The 24,650-nt window shown below is 64.8% G+C and carries 19 protein-coding genes; 12 read left to right on the forward strand and 7 right to left on the reverse strand.

Annotated elements, in window-relative coordinates:
* The 9 genes from BMG03_RS06190 to BMG03_RS06230 all read left to right on the forward strand — a co-directional run bounded on the left by BMG03_RS06190 (position 1) and on the right by BMG03_RS06230 (position 12,508).
* Complete coding sequence (locus BMG03_RS06190) at positions 1-924, forward strand: ABC transporter permease (protein ID WP_075776287.1); 924 nt, start codon at positions 1-3, stop codon at positions 922-924.
* A 1-nt stretch (position 925) separates the two neighbouring features.
* Complete coding sequence (locus tag BMG03_RS06195) at positions 926-1,903, forward strand: oligopeptide/dipeptide ABC transporter ATP-binding protein (protein WP_075776286.1); 978 nt, start codon at positions 926-928, stop codon at positions 1,901-1,903.
* On the forward strand, positions 1,900-2,913 hold the full coding sequence (locus BMG03_RS06200) for an oligopeptide/dipeptide ABC transporter ATP-binding protein (RefSeq protein WP_075776285.1): 1,014 nt from the start codon (positions 1,900-1,902) through the stop codon (positions 2,911-2,913). The genes BMG03_RS06195 and BMG03_RS06200 overlap by 4 nt, the downstream gene beginning before the upstream one ends.
* 148 nt (positions 2,914-3,061) lie before the next feature.
* Entirely contained in the window at positions 3,062-5,029 is a 1,968-nt protein-coding gene (locus BMG03_RS06205; protein WP_075776284.1) for a bifunctional 2',3'-cyclic-nucleotide 2'-phosphodiesterase/3'-nucleotidase, read from the forward strand.
* A 343-nt stretch (positions 5,030-5,372) separates the two neighbouring features.
* Positions 5,373-6,566, forward strand: coding sequence for an efflux RND transporter periplasmic adaptor subunit (locus BMG03_RS06210; RefSeq protein WP_075776283.1), 1,194 nt, complete (start codon positions 5,373-5,375; stop codon positions 6,564-6,566).
* 7 nt (positions 6,567-6,573) lie between these two features.
* The gene (locus tag BMG03_RS06215) at positions 6,574-9,660 is read left to right on the forward strand and encodes an efflux RND transporter permease subunit (protein WP_075776282.1); all 3,087 of its coding nucleotides are present in this window, start codon (positions 6,574-6,576) and stop codon (positions 9,658-9,660) included.
* Between the two features lie 171 nt (positions 9,661-9,831).
* Complete coding sequence (locus tag BMG03_RS06220; RefSeq protein WP_075776281.1) at positions 9,832-10,017, forward strand: PLDc N-terminal domain-containing protein; 186 nt, start codon at positions 9,832-9,834, stop codon at positions 10,015-10,017.
* 539 nt (positions 10,018-10,556) lie between these two features.
* Positions 10,557-11,387, forward strand: coding sequence for a fructosamine kinase family protein (locus tag BMG03_RS06225; RefSeq protein WP_075776280.1), 831 nt, complete (start codon positions 10,557-10,559; stop codon positions 11,385-11,387).
* Between the two features lie 53 nt (positions 11,388-11,440).
* On the forward strand, positions 11,441-12,508 hold the full coding sequence (locus tag BMG03_RS06230) for an FUSC family protein (RefSeq protein WP_157771563.1): 1,068 nt from the start codon (positions 11,441-11,443) through the stop codon (positions 12,506-12,508).
* Positions 12,509-12,560: 52 nt separating this feature from the next.
* Here the strand turns inward: BMG03_RS06230 and ilvD are convergent, their stop codons facing one another.
* The gene (gene ilvD, locus BMG03_RS06235; RefSeq protein ID WP_075776278.1) at positions 12,561-14,396 is read right to left on the reverse strand and encodes a dihydroxy-acid dehydratase; all 1,836 of its coding nucleotides are present in this window, start codon (positions 14,394-14,396) and stop codon (positions 12,561-12,563) included.
* Positions 14,397-14,702: 306 nt separating this feature from the next.
* Here ilvD and BMG03_RS06240 point away from each other — a divergent pair, with 306 nt between their 5' ends.
* Together BMG03_RS06240 and pdeM are read left to right on the forward strand one after the other, a co-directional pair.
* Positions 14,703-17,105 (forward strand): ligase-associated DNA damage response DEXH box helicase, encoded by a 2,403-nt coding sequence (locus BMG03_RS06240; RefSeq protein ID WP_075776277.1) that lies wholly within the window; start codon positions 14,703-14,705, stop codon positions 17,103-17,105.
* Positions 17,102-17,749, forward strand: a complete 648-nt coding sequence (gene pdeM, locus BMG03_RS06245; protein ID WP_075776276.1) for a ligase-associated DNA damage response endonuclease PdeM — start codon at positions 17,102-17,104, stop codon at positions 17,747-17,749. The genes BMG03_RS06240 and pdeM overlap by 4 nt, the downstream gene beginning before the upstream one ends.
* Here pdeM and BMG03_RS06250 read toward each other — a convergent pair.
* The 6 genes from BMG03_RS06250 to BMG03_RS06280 form a co-directional block, all read right to left on the reverse strand.
* Positions 17,722-18,225: a gamma-glutamylcyclotransferase family protein gene (locus BMG03_RS06250; protein WP_075776275.1), complete on the reverse strand. Its 504-nt coding sequence runs from the start codon at positions 18,223-18,225 to the stop codon at positions 17,722-17,724. The genes pdeM and BMG03_RS06250 overlap by 28 nt on opposite strands.
* Positions 18,222-19,073 carry an aldose 1-epimerase family protein gene (locus BMG03_RS06255; protein ID WP_075776274.1) on the reverse strand — a complete coding sequence of 284 codons (852 nt, stop codon included), beginning with the start codon at positions 19,071-19,073 and terminating at the stop codon, positions 18,222-18,224. Before BMG03_RS06255 ends, BMG03_RS06250 begins: the two co-directional genes overlap by 4 nt.
* Positions 19,074-19,612: 539 nt before the next feature.
* Positions 19,613-20,098 (reverse strand): hypothetical protein, encoded by a 486-nt coding sequence (locus BMG03_RS06265; protein ID WP_075776272.1) that lies wholly within the window; start codon positions 20,096-20,098, stop codon positions 19,613-19,615.
* 15 nt (positions 20,099-20,113) lie between these two features.
* Complete coding sequence (gene parE / locus BMG03_RS06270) at positions 20,114-22,069, reverse strand: DNA topoisomerase IV subunit B (protein WP_075776271.1); 1,956 nt, start codon at positions 22,067-22,069, stop codon at positions 20,114-20,116.
* Positions 22,070-22,192: 123 nt separating this feature from the next.
* The gene (locus tag BMG03_RS06275) at positions 22,193-22,528 is read right to left on the reverse strand and encodes a hypothetical protein (protein ID WP_143597868.1); all 336 of its coding nucleotides are present in this window, start codon (positions 22,526-22,528) and stop codon (positions 22,193-22,195) included.
* A 221-nt stretch (positions 22,529-22,749) separates the two neighbouring features.
* Positions 22,750-23,409: a glutathione S-transferase family protein gene (locus BMG03_RS06280; protein WP_075776269.1), complete on the reverse strand. Its 660-nt coding sequence runs from the start codon at positions 23,407-23,409 to the stop codon at positions 22,750-22,752.
* Between the two features lie 198 nt (positions 23,410-23,607).
* On the opposite strand from BMG03_RS06280, the gene ppk2 reads away from it, so the two are divergent.
* Positions 23,608-24,561 (forward strand): polyphosphate kinase 2, encoded by a 954-nt coding sequence (gene ppk2, locus BMG03_RS06285; protein WP_088722182.1) that lies wholly within the window; start codon positions 23,608-23,610, stop codon positions 24,559-24,561.
* Positions 24,562-24,650 lie beyond the last annotated feature (89 nt).

The raw sequence follows: 24,650 nt of genomic DNA on the forward strand, positions 1-24,650 counted from the left end.
ATGGTCATAGACGAATCCAAGATGACCTCGCTCGCCGAGGCAACGAGCCGCGAAGACGTGGCGGGCCGCTCGCTCTGGGCGGACGCGCGCCGGCGGTTCTTCAACAATAAGGCCGCGATTTTCGGGCTGGCGCTGCTCGTCTTCGTCGTGGCCTTCGCGCTGTTCGGCAACCTGATCGCGGCGTGGAACAATTCCGACATCGACTACAACGTGATGGGCGATGCCACGGCCTCTGCGCCGTCCTTCGCGAACGGCCATTACTTCGGCGCCGACGATCTGGGCCGCGATCTGTTCGCGCGCACCGTGCAGGGCACGCAGATCTCGCTGTTGGTCGGCGTGATCGGCACGCTGATCGCGGTGTCCGTGGGCACGGTCTATGGCGCGATCTCGGGCTATTTCGGGGGCCGCGTCGACGGCTTCATGATGCGCCTCGTCGATATCCTGCTGGCGATCCCTTACATGTTCGTGCTGATCCTGCTGCTGGTCATGTATGGCCGCTCGATCGGGATGCTCTTCGTGGGCGTCGGGTTGATATCCTGGCTGGAGATGGCGCGGATCGTGCGCGGCCAGACGCTGACCCTGAAGAACCGCGACTATGTCGAGGCCGCGCGCGCCATCGGCGTGCCTGCGCCGACGATCATCCGCCGCCACATCCTGCCAAACCTCGTGGGCGTGGTCGTGGTCTTCGCGACGCTGCTGGTGCCGCTGATGATCCTGACGGAGAGTTTCATCTCTTTCCTCGGGCTCGGCGTGCAGGAGCCGCAGACCTCGCTGGGGGCGCTGATCTCTGAAGGGGCGGGGACGATGAGCTACGGGACGCTGTGGCAGCTGGCCTTCCCGCTGTTCTTCTTCGTCACCACCCTGTTCGGTTTCTATTTCGTAGGGGACGGGCTGCGTGACGCGCTCGACCCGAAGGAGCGCTGATATGCCATTGTTGGAAGTCAACGACCTCAATGTCCGGTTCGCAACGCAGGAGGGCGAGGTTCACGCCGTCAACGGCGTCAGCTTCGCGCTCGAGCGCGGCGAGGCGCTGGGCATCGTCGGCGAGTCCGGTTCGGGCAAGTCGCAGCTCAGCTTCTCGATCCTCGGCCTACTGGCCGCGAATGGGAAGGCCTCGGGCTCGGTGAAATTCGACGGGCGGGAGATCCTGAACATGCCCGAGCCCGAGTTGAACAAGTTGCGCTCCGACCGGATCTCGATGGTCTTTCAGGATCCGATGACCGCGCTCAACCCCTATATGCGGATTTCGGACCAGATGGCCGAAGTGCTGATGCTGCATAAGGGCTTGGGCAAGCGCGCCGCCGTGGCTGAGGCCGCGCATATGCTCGAACTGGTGAAGATCCCGGACGCGAAGAACCGCGTGCGTCTGTTCCCGCATGAATTCTCGGGCGGGATGCGCCAGCGCGTGATGATCGCGATGGCCCTTCTGTGCAAACCAGATGTGCTGATCGCAGATGAGCCGACGACCGCGCTCGACGTCACCGTGCAGGCGCAGATCATGGACCTGCTGGGCGAGCTGCGCCGCGAGCTGGGCATGGCGACCGTGCTGATTACTCACGATCTGGGCGTCGTCGCGGGCTTCTGCGAGCGGGCGATCGTCATGTATGGCGGTCAGGTGATGGAGCAGTCGCCCGTGGATCCTTTGTTCGCCAACCCGACCCATCCCTATACCAAGGGCTTGCTGGCCGCGCTGCCGCGTCTCGATGCGGAAGTCGCGATGACCCCGATCCGGGGCAATCCGCCGAATATGACCGGCGCGCCGAAGGGCTGCCCGTTCTGCCCGCGCTGCGATTTCGTCGAAGAGGTCTGCGCCGACGTTATGCCGCCGCTGACGGAGTTCGCGCCGGGCCGCGCCCGCGCTTGCCACCGTTCCATTGAAACGATCGAGGAGGCCGCCGCATGACGACCCCGCTGATCGAGGCCCGCGACGTTCGGGTCACTTTCGAAATCCGCCGCGCCTCGGACCTGCCGTGGACCGAGCCGCCGAAGCTGCGCGCGGTCAATGGCGTGAACTTCAAGCTGGAGCAGGGCAAGACGCTCGGCATCGTGGGCGAGTCCGGCTGTGGCAAGTCCACGTTGGCCCGCGCGCTGATCCGGATGCTGCCCGCCGAGGGCGAGATCATTTGGGAGGGCAAGACCGATCTGCTGCCGCTCTCGCCGCGGCAGATGCTGAAATACCGTTCCGACATCCAGATGATCTTTCAGGACCCGCTGGCTTCGCTCGACCCGCGGATGACCGTGGGCGAGATCATCGCGGAGCCGCTGCGCACCCATCGCCCGAAGATGGGCCGCAAGGAGCGCAAGCAGAAGGTCCGCGAGGTGATGGAGAAGGTCGGTCTTCTGCCGAACCAGATCAACCGCTACCCGCACGAGTTCTCGGGCGGCCAGTGTCAGCGCATCGGTATCGCCCGCGCGCTGGTGGTGGAGCCGAAGCTGTTGATCTGCGACGAGCCGGTCTCGGCGCTCGATGTCTCGATTCAGGCGCAGGTGATCGCGCTTCTCGAAGATCTGCGCCGCGATCTGGGCCTGACGATCATCTTCATCGCCCATGACCTCAGCGTTGTGCGCCATGTCTGCGACGAGGTGATGGTGCTTTATCTGGGCCAGATGATGGAGGCGGGCGCTACCGAGAAGATCTTTGCAGAGCCGCAGCACCCGTACACGCAGGCGCTTCTGTCGGCGGTGCCGATCCCAGACCCGGAGATCGAGCGCAACAAGACCCTGATCTCGCTGGAAGGCGATCTGCCGAGCCCGCTGAACCCGCCATCGGGCTGCCCGCTGCGCACCCGCTGCCCGCGGGCGAGCGAGGTCTGCGCCACGACTCCGCCGACCGAGGAGGTCGCCGGGCGTCAGGTCTTCTGTCACCATCCCGGCCCTGCGGCCGAAGTGCAGGCGGTGCTGTCGGAGAGCTGAAATCTTGTGCGGCGGGCGGTGATGCATCGCCCGCTCACGCGGATTTGCGCAGGTTGACGCAAGGTCTTTGTCCAATCGGTCAAAAGACTGTTACGATCCCCGGATAGAGCGCTCCGGCAAGGAGCCAATTGTCTCGGAGGATCCCCCTATGTCGCTTATTTCGCGTCGTCAGTTTCTCGTTACCACCACCGCCGCAGGCGGTCTCGTGATGGTCCACCCGTTCACCGCGCGCGCGGCTGAAGGTCAGGCCCACCTGCGCCTGCTGTGCACTACCGATATTCACTGCCATATCCGGCCCTACGATTATTATGCCGACAAGCCTGTCGATACCGTGGGCCTGTCGCGCACTGCGACCCTGATCGAAGGCGTACGCGCGGAAGCCGCCAACACCCTGACCTTCGATAACGGCGATTACATGCAGGGCAACCCGATGGCCGATTACATTGCATACTCCAAGGGAATGAAGGAGGGCGACACCCACCCGGTCATCGCGGCGATGAACCTGCTGGGCTATGATTGCGGCACTCTGGGCAATCACGAGTTCAACTACGGGATGGATTTCCTCAAGAAGGTGAACGACCGCGCAAACTACCCGATGGTCTGCGCGAACTTCGCCCATAAGCTGGGCGCGACCCCGCGCGAGGACGACCTTTACCTGCCGCCCTACCTGATCCTCGACCGCGAACTGACCGATGGGGCTGGAAACAAGATGCCGATCCGCGTCGGCGTGATCGGCTTCGTGCCGCCGCAGATCATGCAATGGGACCGCGCGCATCTCGAGGGCAATTACCAGACTCGCGACATCGTGGAGGCCGCGAAAGCATGGGTTCCGCAGATGCGCGAGGAGGGCGCCGATCTGGTCGTGGCGCTCGCCCATACCGGAATCGACAACGGTCCTCAGACCGACGGCATGGAGAACGCTGCCTTCTACGTCGCAGGCGTCGACGGCATCGACGCGGTGATCACCGGGCACCAGCACCGTAACTTCCCCGGCAAGGATTTCTCGGGCCCCGGGATCGACAATGAGAAGGGCACGCTGCAGGGCAAGCCCGCGGTGCAGGCGGGCTTCTGGGGCAACCACATGGGGCTGATCGACCTTATGCTGAGCCGCGACGGCGGCAAGTGGAAGATCGATAGCCACAGCTCCGAGATCCGCCCGATCTTCGCGCGCGGCGAGGATCGTTCGATCACGCCGCTGACCACCGATTACAAGCCGATCCTCGCGGCCACCGATCAGGTGCATGAAGAGACGCTCAAATATGTCCGCGCCAAGGTGGGCGAGACCGAAGCGCCGCTCTATTCCTACTTCGCGCTGGTGGCCGACGATCCCTCTGTGCAGATCGTCTCGAACGCGCAGATCTGGTACGTGAAGAAACTGCTGGAGGGCACGCCCGAAGGCAAGCTGCCGCTTCTGTCGGCGGCGGCGCCGTTCAAGGCCGGCGGGCGCGGCGGTCCGGATTACTTCACCGATGTTCCGAAAGGGCCGGTGGCGATCAAGAACGTCTCCGACCTCTATCTCTATCCGAACACGCTACAGGCGGTGAAGGTCACCGGCGCGCAGGTGAAGGACTGGCTGGAGCGCTCTGCAGGCATGTTCAACCAGATCGAGCCGGGTGCGAAGGACGCGACGCTGCTGAACCCCGATTTCCCGTCCTACAATTTCGACGTGATCGACGGCGTGACCTACCAGATCGACATCACCCAGCCCGCGAAATTCGACAAGGACGGCGTGCCGGTGAACCCCGATGCGAACCGCATCGTCGATCTGCAATTCGAGGGCAAGCCGATCGATCCGAAGGCCGAGTTCGTGATCGCGACGAACAACTACCGCGCCTCGGGGGGCGGCAGCTTCCCCGGCGCGGACGGCTCGACCGTGATCTACCGTGCGCCCGACACCAACCGCGACGTGATCGTGCGCTACATCCACGACAAGGGCACGATCAACCCGAAGGCCGACGCGAACTGGTCCTTCGCGCCCGCGGGCGGCGCGACGGTGCTATTCGAGACCGGCCCGAAGGCACAGGCCTATGTCGAGGACGTGAAATCCCGGGGTCTCGATATCGAGCAGGCGGGCGACGGCGAGGGCGGCTTCGCGCTCTATCGCATCACGCTCTGAACTGCCTTGGACAGAGGCTGAAAGGGGCGCCATCGGCGCCCCTTTTCCACGCAGCGCGGTCGCGAGGCGGTTTGCCTCCTCCGGTATCTCGCGAATACGTGAACTCCGCGCAGGGCGCGAACTGACACCGGAATCGCGGTGCGGATGTCGCGAGCGGCTGCGTTGATTGGAAAGTTTACATTTTAAAACAATAAGTAAGACAAGCCGTCTTTCCCGAGACTCACGGCTCGCAGCATTTGTTTCCTGCATTTCCCGCCGCGCGCGAGTGGCGACAGAACCAAGCGGGCCTATCGTAGAAATGGAACAACGCCGGGACAACCGGGCTGCGGACAGGAGTTTCAGTATGAGCATTGGTCGGATGACGCGGCGCGCCGCGCTTGGGATGCTGCTTGCGGGCGGGGTCGCCGCGCAGGCATTGGCGCAGGGAATGCCGGGCGGCGCGCGTGGCCCGACCGAGGTCGGCGTGATGCAGGTCGAGACACGGTCCGTGCCCTATACCGTCACCCTGCCGGGCCGCGCCGTGGCCTATGAGCAGACCGATATCCGCCCGCGCGTCGCCGGCACCATCGCCTCGATCGATTACGAGGCGGGTCACAAGGTCGCGACGGGCGACGCTCTGTTTCACATCGACGACGACACCTATCAGGCCGAGCTGACCGCAGCCGAGGCCGAGAAGGCGAGCGCCGACGCCAATGTGCAGGCGGCGCAATCGCAAGTGGACCGCTATACCAAGCTGGAGAAGACGTCGATCTCCGTGAGTGATCTGGAGACCGCGAAGGTCACGCTCGCGCAGGCCAAAGCCTCCGCGCTGAGTGCCGAGGCCGATCTTCAGACCGCGCAGCTCAATCTCGACCGCACGGTGATCCGCTCGCCTATCGACGGCTACCCGGATGTGGCGAACGTCTCCGTCGGCTCGCTGGTCACGGCGAACCAGTCCGACGCGCTGACCACGGTAACGCGGCTCGATCCGATCTATGTCGATGTTTCCGAGAGTGCGGCGCGGATCATGCGGGTGCGTCAACGGATCGATCAGGGTACGCTTCAACGCGGCGATCAACTGAAGGTCTCGCTGCTGCTGGAGACCGGTGAGGAATACGACGGCACCGGCACGCTGGTCAGCCCCGGCGCGACCGTATCCTCGACCACCGGCACGGTCGATTTCCGGTTCAAGTTCGACAATCCCGACCGGCTGATCCTGCCGGGGCAATTCCTGCGCGCGAAGATCACGCTGGGCACGACGCAGGCGATCCTCGTGCCGCAGCGCGCGACCACGCGGGAAGGGGATGGGTCGCTTTCGGCCTTCGTCGCCGCGGACGGCACGGCGAAGAAGGTGACGCTGACGACGGCGGGAACCTATCAGAACGCGTGGATCGTGACCGGCGGCATCGAGAGCGGCGATCAGGTGATCCTCGACGGGCTGAAGAACCTGCGCGACGGGGCCGAGATCAAGACGGTGCCGGTGACGATCAACGCGCAGGGGGTCGTGAAGGATGCGAGCCCCTCGAGTGACGAGACCGATACGGCGAAGGCGGAGTGAACCCTGCATGATCCGCTTCTTCATCCATCGCCCCGTCTTCGCGATCGTGCTCGCGCTGGTGACGATGCTCGCCGGCGGCTACGCGCTCACGCAGCTTCCCGTCTCGCAATATCCAGAGGTCGCGCCGACCACGATCCGCATCTCCGCCAGCTATTCCGGGGCGACCGCGCAGGCGGTCGAGAACTCGGTGACGACGCCGATCGAGGACTCGCTGACCGGGCTCGACGGGCTGCTCTACATGGAGAGCTCTTCCAACCAGGGCTCTGCGCGGCTGACGCTGACCTTCGACGGCTCGGTCGATCCGATCGATGCCGAGAACGAGGTGCAGACCAAGATCCGCAAGGTCGAGAATGCGCTGCCTGATGCGGTGCAGACCTCCGGGGTGAATGTCTCGCGCTCGTCCTCGGACATCCTGATGGTCGGGGCACTGGTCTCGACCGATGGCAAATATTCGACCGTCGAGCTGGGCAACATTTTGGACACCGAAGTGAAAGGCGCGATCGAGCGCACTGCGGGCGTGGGCGGGATCAACGTCTTCGGCTCGGGCTACGCGATGCGGGTCTGGCTCGATCCCTACAAGCTCGAGCAATACCAGCTGACGCCGACCGACGTGACCGCGGCAGTACAGGCGCAGAACACCACCGTCTCGGTCGGCTCGCTGGGCGATCTGCCCACCACCGAAGGCCAGCAGTTCACCGCCACGATCACCGCACAGAGCCAGCTGACCTCGGTCGAACAGTTCGAGAAGATCCTGCTGAAAACAGAACCCGACGGCTCTGCGGTCTATCTGGGCGATGTCGCGCGGATCGAGATCGGGCAGGAGAATTACGGCACCAATTCCAGGTTCAACGGCATGAACGCGGCAGGGTTCGGCGTGAACCTCGCGAACGGCGCGAATGCAGTCGATACGGCGGCGGCAGTGCGTGCGACGCTGGATCGGATGTCATCGTCGCTGCCCGAGGGTGTCAAGTTCCAGATCGCCTACGACACCTCGCCCTTCGTGCAGCTTTCCATCGAGAAGGTCTATCACACGCTGGCCGAAGCGATCGTGCTGGTGCTGCTGGTGATCCTCGTATTCTTGCAGAAATGGCGCGCGACATTGATCCCGATCGTCGCAGTTCCCGTGGTGCTGCTGGGCACATTCGCGGTGCTGCTGGTCGCGGGCTATTCGATCAACACGCTGACAATGTTCGCGATGGTGCTGGCGATTGGCCTCTTGGTCGATGACGCGATCGTCGTGGTGGAGAACGTCGAGCGCGTGATGGAGGAGGAGGGGCTCAGTCCCCTCCAAGCCACCGAGAAAAGCATGTCCCAGATCACCGGCGCACTGATCGGGGTGGCGCTTGTGCTGTCGGCGGTGTTCCTGCCGATGGCGTTCTTTCCCGGCTCGACGGGCGTGATCTATCGGCAATTCTCGGTAACGATCATCACCGCGATGGTGCTCTCTGCCGTGGTTGCGCTGATCCTGACGCCTGCGCTGGCGGCCAAACTCCTGCGCCCCTCGACGGGCCGCGCGATTGCGCCGGCGCGCGCTTTCAATACCGGTTTCGCGAAAGTGCAGCGCGGCTACGCCGGTGCGGTCGCGCGCATCGTGCGCAAACCCTTCCTGATGGCGCTGGTGCTGGTTCTCGTGCTGGCGGGCGCTTGGGGCGTGATGACCCGGCTGCCGTCCTCCTTCCTTCCGAAGGAAGATCAGGGCGTGCTCATGGCGATGGTGAACCTTTCGGAAGGGTCGACGACGGCACAGACGTCGGATGTGGTCGACCAGATCACCCAATACCTGCTGACGCAGGAGAAGTCCGATGTGGCTTCGGTCTTCGCGACGCTCGGGTTTTCCTTCGGGGGTGGTGGACAGAACACTGCGATGGTCTTCGCCAAGCTGAAGGATTTTGGTGAGCGCACTGGCGCGGATCAAACCGCCGCCGCGATTTCGGGGCGGGCGAACGCCCATTTCGCAGGTCTGCGCGCGGGGCAGGTCTTCTTTCTGCAACCGCCGGCGATCCGCGGGATCGGCAATTCTTCGGGCTTCCAGATGTATCTGGTGGATCAGGGCAATAACGGGACCGCTGCGCTGAAGGAGGCAGGCGATCAGCTCGTGGCCGAGGCGAAATCGGATAGCCGCCTGACCAATGTCCGGGTCAGCGGCGATGAGGACAAGGCAGCACTGCAGCTGGATATCGACCAGCAGAAGGCCGAAAGCTTCGGTCTGACGCTGAGCAACCTCAATTCGATGCTGTCGGTGATCTTCAGCGGGAGATCGGTGAACGACTTCGACCTCAACGGCAACTTACGCCCGGTGATCGTGCAGGCCGATTCGCCTTACCGGATGCAGCCGGAAGATATCGACACCTGGTACGCGCGGAACGCGTCGGGCGAGATGGTCCCGTTCTCGTCCTTCGCGACGACAAAATGGGTATCGGTCGCCCCAAGGCTGTCGCGCTATGACGCCGCCAATGCGATCGAAATCTCGGGCCAGGCGTCGGACAGCGCAAGCTCCGGCGCGGCGATGGACGCGGTGGAGCAGCTGGTCAATGACCTGCCCGGCGGCTACGCGGTCGCCTGGACGGGGTTGAGCTATCAGGAACGCCAGTCCGGCGATCAGGCGCCCTATCTCTATGCGCTCTCGGTGCTGGTCGTCTTCCTCTGCCTTGCCGCGCTCTACGAGAGCTGGTCGATCCCGCTGTCGGTGATGCTCGCCGTGCCGGTGGGCGTTCTGGGGGCGCTGGTCTCGGCGTGGGTCTTCGGGCAGTCGAATGACGTCTATTTCAAGGTGGGTATCCTGACGACCATCGGTCTGGCGGCGAAGAACGCGATCCTGATCGTGGAATTCGCCAAGAACCTCGAGGCCGAGGGCAAGGAGCTGATCCCCGCGACCATCGAGGCGGCACGGCTCCGCCTGCGCCCGATCCTGATGACCTCGCTCGCCTTCATGCTGGGCGTGGTGCCGCTGGCGATCGCGACCGGGGCGGGGGCCGCGGCGCAGAACGCGATCGGCATCGGCGTGCTGGGCGGGATGGCGGCGGCAACCTTCATCGGTGTCTTCATGGTGCCGGCCTTCTACGTCCTGATCCGCAAACTCACTCCGGGGCGCTGAGGCGGGGGGCGATTCCGTCGCGGAGGCGGCGGCGTCACGCCCATGACCGCCTCAGCGACCTGTCACATCCGCCTGAATCGGGGAATGCGGGGAACAAAGCGTTGAAGACGCAAGTTTCCCCGCCAAGGAAAACCGGCAAATGCCGGAAAGAACCGATAAAGGAGTGAAGTTATGCTGAGCATGATCGGGGGCCTCATCGTCCTCATCCTCGACATCTGGGCCATCGTGTCGATCTTTGGTTCGGGAGCGTCCACCGGCAAGAAAGTGCTGTGGATCCTGCTGATCATCATCCTGCCGGTGATTGGCTTCATCATCTGGCTGATCGCCGGACCGAAGGGCGCGAAGGCGACAGTTTGAACGACGCGGAGGCAAAGGGACGAGCCACGCAGTGCCCTGCATATCGTTCCTATCGGCTCTGCTACCCTATTGCTGCTGGCGCTCGCGCTGGCTGTTTGGATCAGCCCTTGGTGGCTGATCCATTTGCTTTTTGCGAGGCCGTTACGCCAACTGCTGCGAGCCGCGCCGGGCCGGGAACGCCTTCCTGCGATGAGCGGGGTCGGGTGAACGCAGCCGCCGCAAGGGGTTCGCGGCGGCTGCTGCCCGACGGAGACGAGTGTGGGGAATCTCCGTCAGGGTCTCGTACCGTTCCCGAACGGGAACGTAAAAGCGGACGGTCCCACGGGTCGAGAGCGCTACGCGCATGTCCTCGACACGAAGGCGTCCGGAATGTCTAAGCTGCGCGAAGGGCTGACCCGCAAAGGAGAAGCGGATCGACGGCAACAAAGGGCATTTGCACCGGATGGGGGCACGCACGCAACCGTAATCGGGCTGCACAGGGCGGATATTCGCCGGTAGCCGCGACGGAACGGGCAAACCGAGCGGACCGGGAGGACGAGATGGACGAAGCCGAACGGATAGGAACCGAAGCTGCACGCTTGCTGGGTATGAGCCCGCAGCGGGTCAAGCCGTTGGCGGGCGGCGATCTGAGCCCGGTTCTGGCGATGGACCTGCCGAGTGGGGAGCGGGTGATCGCCAAGGGCGGGCCGAGCCCGGAGACCGAGGCAGAAATGCTTCGAACGCTGGCCGAGGCGGGCGCGCGGGTGCCGAAGGTGCTTGCGGTCTCTCGGATCTGCCTCGTTATGGAGGCGCTACCCCAGAGCGGCGGGCTGAGGGGCGCGGGCTGGCTGGAACTCGGCGAGTCGCTTCTCCGCCAACACCGTGCGCCGGGGGCGCCCGATGATACGCCCTATGGTTGGCCCGTCGATTACGCTTTCGGCCCGGTGCCGATCCCGAACGCAGGGCAAGCGACATGGACCGAGTTCTGGGCCGAGGCAAGGCTGCGCCCGTCGCTGCCCGAACTGCCCGCGCCGCTCGCCCGCCGGGTCGAGAGGCTCGCGGCGCAGATCGACGAGCATCTGCCGCCACGCCCGTTCCCGTCCTTGCTGCATGGCGATCTCTGGGCGGGAAACGTGTTGGGCGAACAGGGTCACCTGAGCGGGTTGATCGACCCGGCATGTTATTACGGCGACGCGGAGGTCGATCTCGCGATGCTTCATCTCTTCGGCGCGCCGGGGCGGGAATTTGCCGTGGGCTACGGCGCGCTGCCGCCCGGTTGGGAAGCGCGCCGGGCGATCTATCAGCTATGGCCCGCGCTCGTGCATCTGCGCCTGTTCGGGGCCGGTTATCACGGAATGGTGGCGGGGCTTCTGGACCGGATCGGCGTCTAACGGGGAACCAGCGCGGCCATGAGGCGCTTTGGCTGCATTGAGAGGTGTTCACGGTGTCCCTGCCCAATGTCTCGATCTCGCGGCTGCCCGCGCTCAACTGGTCGCGCGGATTGCCCGCAGCGCTGGCGCTTAGTGGGCTGGTCGGGATCGTGCTGATGCTCGACCTGCCGCGCGGGCAGGAACTGGCGGCGCTCGGCGCGGGGTTTGCCACCTCGACGGGGCAGGGCAAGTCGATCCGCAACCGCCGCTGGCCCGTCACCTTCCTCGACATCGCCGGTAAGCTCGTCGGGATCTTCGCGGGGATGGTCGCTGCGAAGGTCATGATCGGCGGCGTCGCGCTGAGCGTACCGGGAATGCTGCTCGGCGCCTTCGCGGTGGGCTTGTTGTCACGCCGAGATATGAGCCTGTGGTGGTTGTTCCTGCAAAGTTGGCTGTTCTTCTCGCTCTCGACCTTTCTCGTGCAGTTCATCCCGTCGCCCGGGCCGGTGCTGCTCGCCGTCGGCGGCGCGATGGTCTGGGTCTTGGCCGTGGAAGAGGCGGTTCGGATGATCTGGAAATACTTCGCGCCCGAAACCGGTCCAACGCTCGACGGGCAGGTGCCGCCCGACGGCATCGCGCCGCGCAACTCGCTGATCGGGCAGGGGCTGCAGGCGATGGGCGCGGTGGGGCTGTCCTACGGGATCGCGGTCGCCCTCTCGATCAACCACCCCTACTGGGCACCGCTGTCAGCGCTGCTGATGTTGCGCCCGCGCCCGGGCATGACATGGGAGCGCGTCTTCGTGCGCAGCCTCGCGACGCTTGCAGGTGCGGTCGGAGCGAGCCTGCTTGTGCTGTGGCTCGGGCCGCACAGCGTGCTTATGCCGGGGCTCTACGTGATCTTCGGCGTGACCGCGATCCTGTTTGCTCCGCCCGCGCATTACCCGACCTTCGTTGCTTTCCTGACCGCGCTGATCGTGGTGATGGTCTCGATGGGCAATGATGCGCCGCTGTCGAACGCATGGGGCCGGATCGCGGGGACGGTGCTGGGTGGGGCCTCGGCCCTGGCAATGAGCTATCTCGCCCATGCGATCCGCAAGCGGCTCGGCTGGGAGGAAAGCCTTCCCGAGAGCGATGCCGCGTGAACGAAAACGGCCGCCCCGAGGGACGGCCGTTTCAAATCGAGATGTCAGCCGATCAATCGGGCAGGATGCGCACACCGCCCTTCGCCGCCGAGCTGGCCAGCAGCGCATAGGCCTTGAGTGCGGTCGAGACGGCCCGCTTGCGCGGCTCTGCCGGTTTCCACGGCAGCGGCCCTTTCGCCTCGCGGCGCGCGGCCAGAACATTGTCGGCCACGGCGAGGTTGATCGTGCGGTTCGGGATGTCGATCTCGATGATGTCGCCGGTCTCGACGAGGCCGATCGTGCCGCCTTCTTCCGCTTCCGGGCTCACGTGGCCGATGGAGAGGCCCGACGTGCCGCCCGAGAACCGCCCGTCGGTCAACAGCGCGCATTTGGCGCCGAGGCCTTTCGATTTCAGATAGGAGGTCGGGTAGAGCATCTCCTGCATCCCCGGGCCGCCGCGCGGGCCTTCATAGCGGATGATGACCACTTCGCCCTCGACGACCTTGCCGGTGAGGATGCCCGAGACCGCGTCGTCCTGGCTCTCGAACACCTTCGCGGGGCCCGAGAATTTCAGGATCGAGTCGTCCACGCCCGCTGTTTTCACGATGCAGCCCTGCTCGGCGATGTTGCCGTAGAGCACCGCCAAACCGCCATCCTGCGAGAAGGCATGTTCCGCGGTGCGGATCACGCCGCCCTTACGGTCGCGGTCGAGCTCCTTGTAGCGGTTCTCTGTCGAAAACGCCTGCGTGGTGCGCACGCCGCCCGGAGCCGCGCGATAGAACTGGTGGATGGCGTCGTCATTCGCGACCATCACGTCCCACTTCGCGAGCGCTTCGCCCATCGTTTCCGAGTGCACGGTGCGCACGTGTTCGTGGATCAGGCCGGCGCGGTTCATCTCGCCGAGGATGCCCATGATACCGCCTGCGCGGTGGACGTCTTCCATATGGACGTCCTGCTTCGCCGGCGCGACCTTGCAGAACACCGGAACCTTGCGGCTCAGCCGGTCGATGTCTTCCATCGTGAACTCGACCTTGCCCTCATGCGCGATCGCCAACAGGTGCAGCACGGTATTCGTGGACCCGCCCATCGCGATATCGAGGCTCATCGCGTTCTCGAAGGCCTCGAAGGTCGCGATCTCGCGCGGCAGCAGGCCCTTGTCTTCCAGCTCGTAATGGCGGCGCGTGATCTCGACGATCTTGCGGCCCGCCTCGAGGAACAGTTCCTTGCGGTCGGCATGGGTGGCGAGCATCGAGCCGTTGCCCGGCAGGGCCAGACCCAGCGCCTCGGCGAGACAGTTCATCGAGTTCGCGGTGAACATGCCAGAGCACGACCCGCAAGTCGGGCAGGCGGCCTTCTCGATCGCGAGCACGTCCTCGTCGGAGTATTTCTCGTCGGCCGCCGCGACCATCGCATCGACCAGATCAAGGTCGTGACCGATGATTTCCGCGCCTTCCTTGCCGGCCTCCATCGGGCCGCCGGAGACGAAGATCACCGGGATGTTCAGGCGCATCGCGGCCATCATCATGCCGGGGGTGATCTTGTCGCAGTTCGAGATGCAGACCATCGCATCGGCGCAATGGGCGTTGACCATGTACTCGACGCTGTCGGCGATCACTTCGCGCGAGGGCAGGGAGTAGAGCATCCCGTCATGGCCCATCGCGATTCCGTCGTCGACGGCGATGGTGTTGAATTCCTTCGCGACACCGCCCGCGCTTTCGATCTCGCGCGCGACCATCTGGCCGAGGTCCTTGAGGTGGACGTGACCGGGCACGAATTGGGTGAAGGAGTTCACGACCGCGATGATCGGCTTGCCGAAGTCGTCATCCTTCATGCCGGTGGCGCGCCACAGACCGCGCGCACCTGCCATGTTGCGGCCATGGGTGGATCTACGGGAACGATAAAAGGCCATAAGATTTCCGTTTCTGTCGCGCCCGAGGGGACTCGGGCAATTTCCTGTCGCGGGCCTGAATATAACATGGATCGCCCGATGAACAGTGGCGAGATGGCGCGGGTGGACTGTGCGATGGTGCGAGATGTTGGGGAGAGCGCGTCTCGGAAGGCTTCCAGTGGAAGCCTTGAGCGGCGAGCGCGCCGCGTGGCGCGACGCAGGGCGCCTCATACGGGAGACGATGGTCTTGCGCGGCGCGCGCTCGACGCCCCCGGAAGACACGCGGCAAAGCTTGCGCATCCGCCGCCTTCACCTACCTTTCATCCGATGCCCGACACCGCCACGCCCCTCCTGCCGCAACGCTTCTCCGACTGGTTCGCCAGCCGCGGCTGGGAGCCGCATAGACACCAATTGGAGGTGCTGGCGTCGCGCGAAGATACGCTCCTGATCGCGCCGACCGGGGGGGGCAAAACGCTGGCCGGTTTCCTGCCGTCGCTCGTCGATCTTGCGGAGAACCATGACGGCCTGCACACGCTCTATGTCTCGCCCCTGAAGGCGCTCTCGAAGGATATCGCCCGCAACCTGCGCGCGCCGGTGGACGAGATCGGGCTGGACCTGCGGATCGAGGATCGCACCGGCGACACCTCGGCCACGCAGCGCCGTCGTCAGCGGGTCGATCCACCGCAGATCCTGCTGACGACGCCGGAGAGCCTCGCGCTGATGCTGTCATACCCCGAGGCGCCGAAGATTTTCGCGGGGGTGAAACGGGTAGTGCTCGACGAGATCCATGCGCTGGCCGAAAGCAAGCGGGGCGACCAGTTGATGCTGGGCGTCGCGCGGTTGCGCAGCCTGTCGCCGGGCCTGACAGTCACCGGGCTGTCGGCGACGGTCGAGGCCCCGCAGGCGCTCGCAGATTTCATGGGCGGCGCGCGGGTGATCATGGCCGACCCGGGCCCGCCGCCTGATATCGAGATGTTGCCGACCGAGCTCCCCGCGCCTTGGGCCGGCGGCGGCGGACGGCACGCCGCGCGCGACGTGATGGCGGCGATCGAGGACGCACGCCTCAGCCTCGTTTTTCTTAACACGCGCGCACAGGCGGAGCTGTTCTTTCAGGCGCTCTGGGAGGTGAATGACAACGCCCTGCCGATCGGGCTGCATCACGGCTCGCTTTCGCGGGAAGCGCGGCACAAGGTCGAGGAGGCGATGGCGAATGGCGCTCTGCGCGCGGTGGTTTGCACCGGCTCGCTCGATCTGGGGCTCGACTGGGGCGATGTCGATCTGGTCCTGCAGGTCGGCGCACCGAAGAACGTCAAACGCCTCGTGCAGCGGATCGGGCGCGCCAATCACCGATATGACGAGCCTTCGCGCGCCCGGATAGTGCCCGCGAACCGCTTCGAGATTGTCGAATGCGCCGCCGCTTTGGAGGCCGTGCGCGAGAACGATCTCGACGGCGGCGGACGACGTTGGCGCGGCCCGCTCGACGTGCTGTGCCAGCATATCCTGCTGACCGCCTGCGCCGGGCCGTTCGAGGCGGATGCGCTTTATGCCGAGGTGCTGGGGGTCGGGCCCTACGCCACGCTGCCGCGCGCCGATTTCGATGCCTGTCTCGAGTTCTGCGCGACGGGCGGCTACGCGCTGCGGGCCTATGACCGCTGGCAGCGCCTGCTGCAGCGTGATGGCAAATGGCAGCTCCGCGACCCCCGCGCGACCCGCGATCTGCGGATGAATATCGGCACGATCACCGAGACCGAGAAGCTGAAAGTCCGCCGCAAATCCCGGCGCGGCGGCACGCCTCTGGGCGAGGTCGAGGAAGGCTTTGCCTCGTCTCTGACCCCCGGCGACACGTTCCTGATCGGCGGGCAGGTGGTGCGCTACGAGAGCCTGCGCGAGATGGTCGTCGAGGTGACGAATGCCGCCACGCGCGAGCCGAAGATCGCCGTCTTCTCGGGGCTGAAGATGGCGACCTCGCTGGAGTTGTCGCAACGGGTGCAACGGCTGATCGCCTCGCCGGAAGACTGGGACCAGTTGCCGCCCCACACCCGCGATTGGCTGGCATTGCAGCGCGATATCTCGACCCTGCCAGCACCCGGTACACTGACCTGCGAGACCTTCCTGCGCGGCGGACGGGCATTCTTTTGTCTTTATGGCTTCGCGGGGCGCAACGCGCATCAGACGCTCGCACTGCTGCTGACGCACCGGATGGAGCAGGCGGGACTGGGGCCGCTCGGCTTCGTTGCCACCGATTACGCGCTGCTGATCTGGTCGATCGACCCGGTCGAGGATCCCGCCCCGCTGCTGTCGGCAGAAGGTCTGCGCGAAGGGCTGCGCGACTGGCTGGAGAGCAACGCGGTGATGAAGCGCGCGTTTCGGTCGATCGCGACGATTGCAGGGCTCATTCAGCGCAATCTGCCGGGGCAGCGCAAATCGGGCAAACAGGCGACGTTTTCCTCGGACATCCTCTATGACACGTTGCGCCGCTACGATCCCGATCACCTCCTTCTGCGCATCACTCGCGAAGAGGCTAGCCGCGGTCTTGTCGATTTCGAGCGGATCGAGGAGATGCTGGCCCAAGGGCAGAGAATCGTGCATATCCGCGCCCCGCATGTGACGCCGCTGGCCGCGCCGCTGTTGCTCGAACATGGGCAGGTCGGCATTCGCGGCGGCACGGGCGAGGCACGACTGATGGAAGAAGAGGCGCAGGCGATGATGCGCGAGGCGGGGCTGGAATGAGAGAGATCACCTTCGCGGGGCAGCGGTTCGAGGCGCAACCGTCGGGCGCGCTCTATTGGCGCGAGGAGGACGCGCTGATCGTGGCCGATCTTCACTTGGGCAAGTCCGAGCGGATGGCGCGGCGCGGCGGTGCGCTGCTGCCGCCCTTCGAGAGCCTCGACACGGTAATCCGGCTCGAGGCCGAGGTGCTGCGCCTACGGCCTTCGCGGCTGATCAGCCTTGGTGACGCCTTCGATGACGACGCGGCCGCGAGCGAAATCGCCCCGGAGATCGCCGGGCGTCTAACCCGGCTCGCGGCCCTGACCAAGCTGCTATGGATCGCGGGAAACCACGATCCGATCGGCCTGGGCCGGACCGTCGAAGAGACGCAGATCGGCCCGCTCACGCTGCGCCATATCGCCGGTGTCGGGCCGGACCTTTCCGGCCATTACCATCCCAAAGCCAAGATCGCCCGGCGCGCCTATCGGGCGTTTCTCATCGGTCGCGATCACCTGATCCTACCCGCGTTCGGCACCTATACCGGCGGGTTGGATTGCGACGGGCCGGAGCTGTCGTCGCTGGTCGGGCCGGGGGTAGCGGTGCTGACGGGGCCGGGGATGCCGATGCGCCCGATCGGTCAGAGCGCGCTGCGCCAGTCGCGATAGCCCGCCCGTTCCAGTGCCTCGCGCGCCGCGATGAAGCCGGGGCGATCGGGCTCCGGGTCGGGGATCGGCACGACCGGCGCGAGGTCGTCCAGACCCAGACCATGCTCGCGCCGCCCTGCGCGGATCAGGGCGAGATACCATTCGAACGGCGCGATCCCGTCCCGGCGCTGCAAGGCGCGATAGGTGAAGGCACGTGCGCCGTCCTCGAGTACTAGCGTGATTTTCTCGTAATGCAGCCCGGCCCCCTCGGCGGCATCGAGCGCTGGAATGTCGCTCTCCGCGATCTCAAACAACACGCCTCGGGTGCTCGCGTCGCCCTGCGTGATCGTGGCCTTTGCGCTCCCGTCGCGCCCGCGTTTCGAGAAATCGAGCGAATGTCCGGGGATCTCCGCATGGCCGATGACGCGCGCCGCAGGGCAGCGCGCGGCAAGCCGGGTGGTCAGCAAGTTGGAGCCGTAGGCGAGGTAGGGGATCATCCGCTCACCCTCAGGCTCATCGCGAATGTCTCCTGCCCGCCGGGGGGCAAGATGATGCTGTCAGGTCGCGCGGCCAGTTCCGGCCCGGCGCCTTCCGAAGCAGGCAGCCCGTGCCACGGCTCAATGCAGATATAGGGCGCACCGGGTTTCTGCCACAGCGCGAGATTGGGCAGGTTGGAAAAGCGGAAATCGAGCACCGGCCCGCCCTCTCCGCAATAGCGCAGCCCGTCGCCCGCGCCTTCAGGGAAGATCATCGCGTCGTCTTCAAACTGTGCCGGATCGAGGGTCAGCGCGCCCGCCGTGAAGGGCGAAGGCATCCGCGCGCGCCCCAGCATACCATCCACGAGCCGAGCGAGCGCAGGCTCCGCGCCGTTACTAAGCTCTATCCGATGCGGGCCGGTCGCACCGGGCAGCGGCCAACGAAACGCGGGGTGAAAGCCGAAGGAAAACGGCATCTCTCGCTCGCCCGCATTGCTCACAGTAGCGGTGACGCTCAGCTCCGACCCCACGGCCTCATGGACGATCTCAAGGCGGAAATCGAACGGATAGGCCGCCGTGTCATGCGAGGGTTCGAGCAGGTGGCAGCAGCGGGATTGCGTCAGCTCGGTCACGCGAAAGGGCAGGTCGCGGGCGAAGCCGTGCTTGGAGATCGCGTGGGGCGTTCCATCGATCGTCACCTTGTCGGGCGCGGGAAGGCCGACGATGGGGAAAAGGATCGGGGCCTGCCCGCTCCACCAGGCCGGGTCGCCCTCCCAGAGCAGCTCCTGCCCCTGATAGCTCAGCCCCTGCATCTCGGCGCCCTGATCGGCGATGGTGACGCTGAGGCTGTCGGAAGAAATCTGCGGCATGTGTCGGGATCCGGAGGTTGTGACGTGTCGCGCCTTGGTATCGCGCCGCCGGAGATGATCCAAGTCTGCGTTCGTCTCGTGCCGAGTGAGGGGGGGGCAGCGCCCGACCTTGGGGTGAGCCGCGTCTCGGAGGGCTTCCTTTGGAAGCCTTCAGTGGCGAACGCGCCGCGCCTCCCGGCGCAGGGGGCGCTTCGCTGTCGTTTGGTTTGGGCGGTTTATCTTGCAAGCCCGGAGGACGGGGAGGCTGTGAGCTGCATCGCCAATGCGCCCTCCCGGGGGAGGGGTGAGCCGGGACTAGCGGCCTTCCAGTGGAAGGACGCCCCGGCGAACGCCCGGAGCGCGAGCGAAGGGCCGGACGGGCGCGTGTGATAAGAGATGAGGGCAGCGCCCGAGCCTTGGGTGGGCGCTTCGCTGTCGGTTGGTTTGAGCGGTTTATCTTGCAAACCCGGAGGACGGGAAGGCTGTGGGCTGCGTCGTCAATGCGCCCTCCCGGGGGAGGGTCGGGCGCTGCCCGGACTGGTCGCCCGGGCGGAACGATATCATCCGGATTGTTCGCGGAAACCTCGGAGCAGTTGCAGAATACGTTCTGCGTCAGCGACAGTTGCTCGGATTGTATTTGCATCGAGGGCCAAAGCCTTGGGGCGCCCAATCTTCGGCTTCTCACCAGTATCTATCACGATCCAACCCTCGTGTGAGGAGTGGACACCGTGCACGGCAGCGTTGCGCCTTTTCATGTGGTCATCTATCTGCGCGCTAATCGCGAGGAGAGCGTGGTTTGACGAACCTTGCGCGGCTAGAGTTTCAAGACTTTGCTTGAGACTGTCGACAAGCTTTGGTGTGTGCCCCGTCCGGAGCTCGTCAACTTCTGTCGTAAAGTCCGGATCGCCCCTTTTCATTCCACCCGTCAGCGAGATGAGCCGGGCTGCCCAAAGTTCGATCCGTGCGCAAGTTTGGACATAGACCCCAAGCGCGAGCAGGTATTCATCAGATAGTTCTTTCTGAACCTGAAATTGCCCAGCCTTCAAACGGCTCCCCCTAAATCAAACATCCAGCTCCTCCACGAACTGGGCGTTCTCCTGAATATACTGGAACCGCAGTTCGGGCTTCTTGCCCATCAGGCGCTCCACCAGATCGCCGGTCTCGTTCGGCTCGTCGTCGTGGATCGTGACCCGGATCAACTTGCGCGTCTCGGGATTCATCGTGGTCTCTTTCAGGTCCTTCGCGTCCATCTCGCCCAGACCCTTGAAGCGCTGCACGTCGATCTTGCCCTTGCCGCCCAGACCTTTCTCCAGCATCGCCTCCTTCTCGGCGTCGTCGGCCACATAGATGCGTTTGGCGCCCTGGGTCAGGCGGTAGAGCGGCGGGCAGGCGAGATAGAGGTGCCCCTGATCGATCATCGGGCGCATCTGGGTGAAGAAGAAGGTCATCAGGAGCGAGGCGATATGCGCGCCGTCCACGTCCGCGTCGGTCATGATGATGATCTTGTCGTAGCGCAGGTCGTCGACGTTGAACTTGGTGCCGAGGCCGACGCCGAGCGCCTGCGTCAGGTCGTTGATCTCCTGGTTCGAGCCGAGCTTTGAGCTTGCCGCGCCCAGCACGTTGAGGATCTTGCCGCGCAGCGGCAGCAGCGCCTGGTTCTTACGGTCGCGCGCCATCTTGGCCGAACCGCCTGCCGAGTCGCCCTCGACGATGAACAGCTCGGTGCCCGAACGGTTCGTGGCCGAACAGTCGACCAGCTTGCCGGGCAGGCGCAGCCGCTTGGTGGCCGATTTGCGCTGGGTCTCTTTCTCCTGCCGGCGCTTGAGGCGTTCCTCGGCGCGCAGCACGAGGAAATCGAGGATCGCGCCTGCGGATTTTGTGTCCGAGGCCAGCCAGTTGTCGAAGTGGTCGCGCACCGCGCCCTCGACCAGACGCTGCGCCTCGACGGTGGCCAGACGGTCCTTGGTCTGGCCCACGAATTCCGGCTCGCGGATGAAGCACGAGACCAGCGCGCAGCCGCCGGTGATCAGGTCGTCGCGGGTGATCTGCGCGGCCTTCTTGTTGTTCACCAGCTCGCCATAGGCGCGGATGCCCTTGAGGATCGCGGACCAGAAGCCCGCCTCATGGGTGCCGCCCTCGGGGGTGGGCACGGTGTTACAGTAGGACTGGATGAAACCGTCGCGGGAGGGCGTCCAGTTGATCGCCCATTCGACCGAACCCGGCACGTTGAACTTCTCGCGGAACTCGACCTTGCCCGAGAAGGGGCGGTCGGCATAGGTGCTGGCGCCGCTCAGCGTCTCGGTCAGGTAATCGGCGAGGCCGCCGGGGAAGTGGAAGGTGGCCTCGGTCGGCGTCTCGCCGTCGTCGATCTCGGATTTCCAGCGAATCTCCACGCCCGAGAAGAGATACGCCTTCGAACGCACCATCTTCAGCAGGCGCGCGGGTTTGAACCGGTGATGGCCGAAGATCTGCTCGTCGGCATGGAAAGTGACCGTGGTGCCGCGCCGGTTCGGCGCCGCGCCGATCTTTTCGACCGGACCTTCCGGGATGCCGCGCGAGAAGCGCTGTTCATATAGCTCCTTGTTCTTGGCTACCTGAACGACCATCGAATCCGACAGCGCGTTCACCACCGAAGCACCCACCCCGTGCAGACCGCCCGAGGTCTCGTAGGCGTCGCCCGAGAACTTGCCGCCCGCGTGCAGCGTGCAGAGGATGACTTCCAGCGCGGATTTGCCCGGGAATTTCGGGTGCGGGTCAATCGGGATGCCGCGCCCGTTGTCGCGCACGACGATCGAGTGATCGGCCAGCAGCTCGACCTCGATGCGGCTGGCGTGACCGGCCACCGCTTCGTCCATCGAGTTGTCGAGCACCTCGGCCACCATGTGATGAAGCGCGCGTTCGTCCGTGCCGCCGATATACATGCCGGGGCGTTTTCGCACGGGTTCGAGACCTTCGAGCACCTCGATCGAGGAGGCGTCATAGGAATCGGTCTGGGGCGTCAGAAGATCGTCGGCCATGCTGCTCGCTTTCTCTTGTAGTTTTCTAAACAAGAGATACCGCAGGTTGGGGCGGAGGAGCAAGAAGACCCCACCGCCCCGATGCGTTCCGAAAGCCCCACAACCCCCGGAAACGACCGACTCTCAAGCGACGCGCGCCATGAGCAGCATCGACCCCACCGCCATTGCGATACCGAGGACTTCCCGCAGGGCGAGTTTTCCGCCGAACAGTACGACCCCCATCGTCACCAGAGCCATCAACGTGAAAAGCGTCGGGGCCACGCCGGTTTGCGCCAGCGACACCTGCCGCAAGGCCAGAAACCAACCTGCTGCCGAGGCGGCATAAAGCGCGCCACCGAGCAAGACAGACGGCGAATGCAGCGCGTGCCCCCTTTCAACCGCGGATTTCAGAATGAAATCGCCCGCGATCACGACCAGCGTCGCACTCAAACACAAGCTGTATCCAAGCAAGGCAGGCATGGTGTCCTCTAACCCTCTTCACCCCGTTAAGATGACGTAAGGGAAAGATCTTGGCCAAACCTGAATTTGCCCTGCTGCGGAAATCCTGACCGCTTGGTAAGGCGGACCTGACCGAAAGGCGAAGTGGTGGCTAAGCGCCTGCCCATGGTTTGAGCAAAGACGCGGACGTGCATCCCTGCGCGTATACCTTTCGGTCTAGACGTTACGCCGAACCCGCCGAATCAAATCGCCTCGGCCTCGCGCTTGTCCCACATTGCCCGGAAGGCCTTGCGGCTCTGGCAAAGCTTGATCCAGCTTTGCAGTCGCGGATAGGGGGCGAGGAACTCGGGGTGGTCCTGCCCGTAGCGCAGAACCTCCGCCAGATTGAGATCGGTCACGGTAAACCGGCCACCCACGATATGGCTATGCGTCTCCAGATGGGTCTCGAGCGCGGTCAGCGGCCGGGCGAGCTTCGATAGAAGCGAGGCGATCTCGGCCTTGCCCTCGGGCGTGTCCTGTTCCTTGCGGCGATAGACGAAGCTGAGCGCGAGCGCGTCGGTCTCGATCCAGGTCGCGGCGAAGAGCGCCCATTGCTCCATCAGCGACAGCTCGCGCTCATGCGCGGGGGCAAGGGGCCCGCCCGCCTTGCGAGCGAGATGCAGGTTGATCGCAAGCGACTCCGTCAGGATCAACCCGTCTTCCTCCAGCACCGGGATCGCGCCCATCGGCGAGAGCTTGCGGAATTCGGGCGAGCGGGTGTTGAGCGGCACCTCCGGCGCGAGCGGATCCTTGAACCGGTTCGCCTGCACGACTCGGCGCAGACGGAACGGCAGGCCCAACTCCTCGAGCAGCCAGAGCGCCCGGCTCGCCCGCGAATGATAGTTGCCGTAGATCGTGATCATGTCCGTTCCCTCGTTTCGCGCGATTTCGGGGGCGTTTTTACCCGCCGGAAGGTCAGCAGACACGGGTTTTTGACACGTATCAAGGCACATCACGCGGGATTGCGCGACGCTTCGCAAGGTTCAGCCAACGGAGGTATAGGCATGAAGGATCAGGCCACGACCGAGCGGGATACGACTGCAAAAGCCGCGACCGCCGAGATGGCGGTCGACGCGCCTTCCCTTCCGGCGGAGGGATCGCCCGCAGGCGTCGAGGCCCTGCTGAAGGAGGCGGGCCCGAAGCAATTCCCGCGCGTCGATCCCAACGCGGTGCGGCTGGCCTTCGAGACGGGCAAATATCCCTATCGTCGCAAAATGGCGCGCCCCGCTTACGAGACGGAGAAAGCGCAGCTTCAGGCCGAGTTGCTCAAGGTCCAGAAATGGGCGCAGGAGACCGGCGAGAAATTCGTGATCCTCTTCGAGGGCCGCGACGCGGCGGGCAAGGGCGGCACGATCAAGCGCTTCACCGAGCATCTCAATCCGCGCTTCGCCCGGGTCGTGGCGCTCAACAAGCCCTCCGAGGAGGAGCAGGGTCAATGGTATTTCCAGCGCTATGTCGAGCATCTGCCGACCGCGGGGGAGATGACCTTCTACGATCGCAGCTGGTATAACCGCGCGGGCGTCGAACGCGTGATGGGCTTCTGCAAACCCAACGACTACCTCGAATTCATGCGCCAAACCCCGGAGTTGGAGCGGATGTTCGTGCGCTCGGGCATCCGGCTCTACAAATATTGGTTCTCGGTCACCCGTGAGGAGCAACGCCGCCGGTTCACGGCACGTGAAACCGATCCGCTCAAGCGCTGGAAGCTGTCGCCGATCGATCTGGCAAGCCTCGATCGCTGGGACGATTACACCGAGGCGAAGGAGGCGATGTTTTTCTATACAGATACCGCCGATGCCCCTTGGACCATCGTGAAATCGAACGACAAGAAGCGCGCGCGGCTGAACTGCATGAAGCATTTCCTCTCGACGCTGGACTATCCCGACAAGGATCCCTCGATCGCGACACCGCCCGATCCGCTGATCGTCGGCCATGCGAGCCATGTCGTGCATTCCTCGCAGCATATTCTTGGTGCATCTCTTCATCCCGATCAGCGTCGCGTGACCAAATCCTGAGCATGTGATCGCCGAGCGGGAACTCCCGGGCCCCTTTCGCCTTGTCCCTTGGCGTGTCGCAATCCATGTCAAAGAGAGGAACCGGAGGA

The organism is Thioclava nitratireducens (assembly GCF_001940525.2).
In the GTDB taxonomy this organism is placed as follows: domain Bacteria; phylum Pseudomonadota; class Alphaproteobacteria; order Rhodobacterales; family Rhodobacteraceae; genus Thioclava; species Thioclava nitratireducens.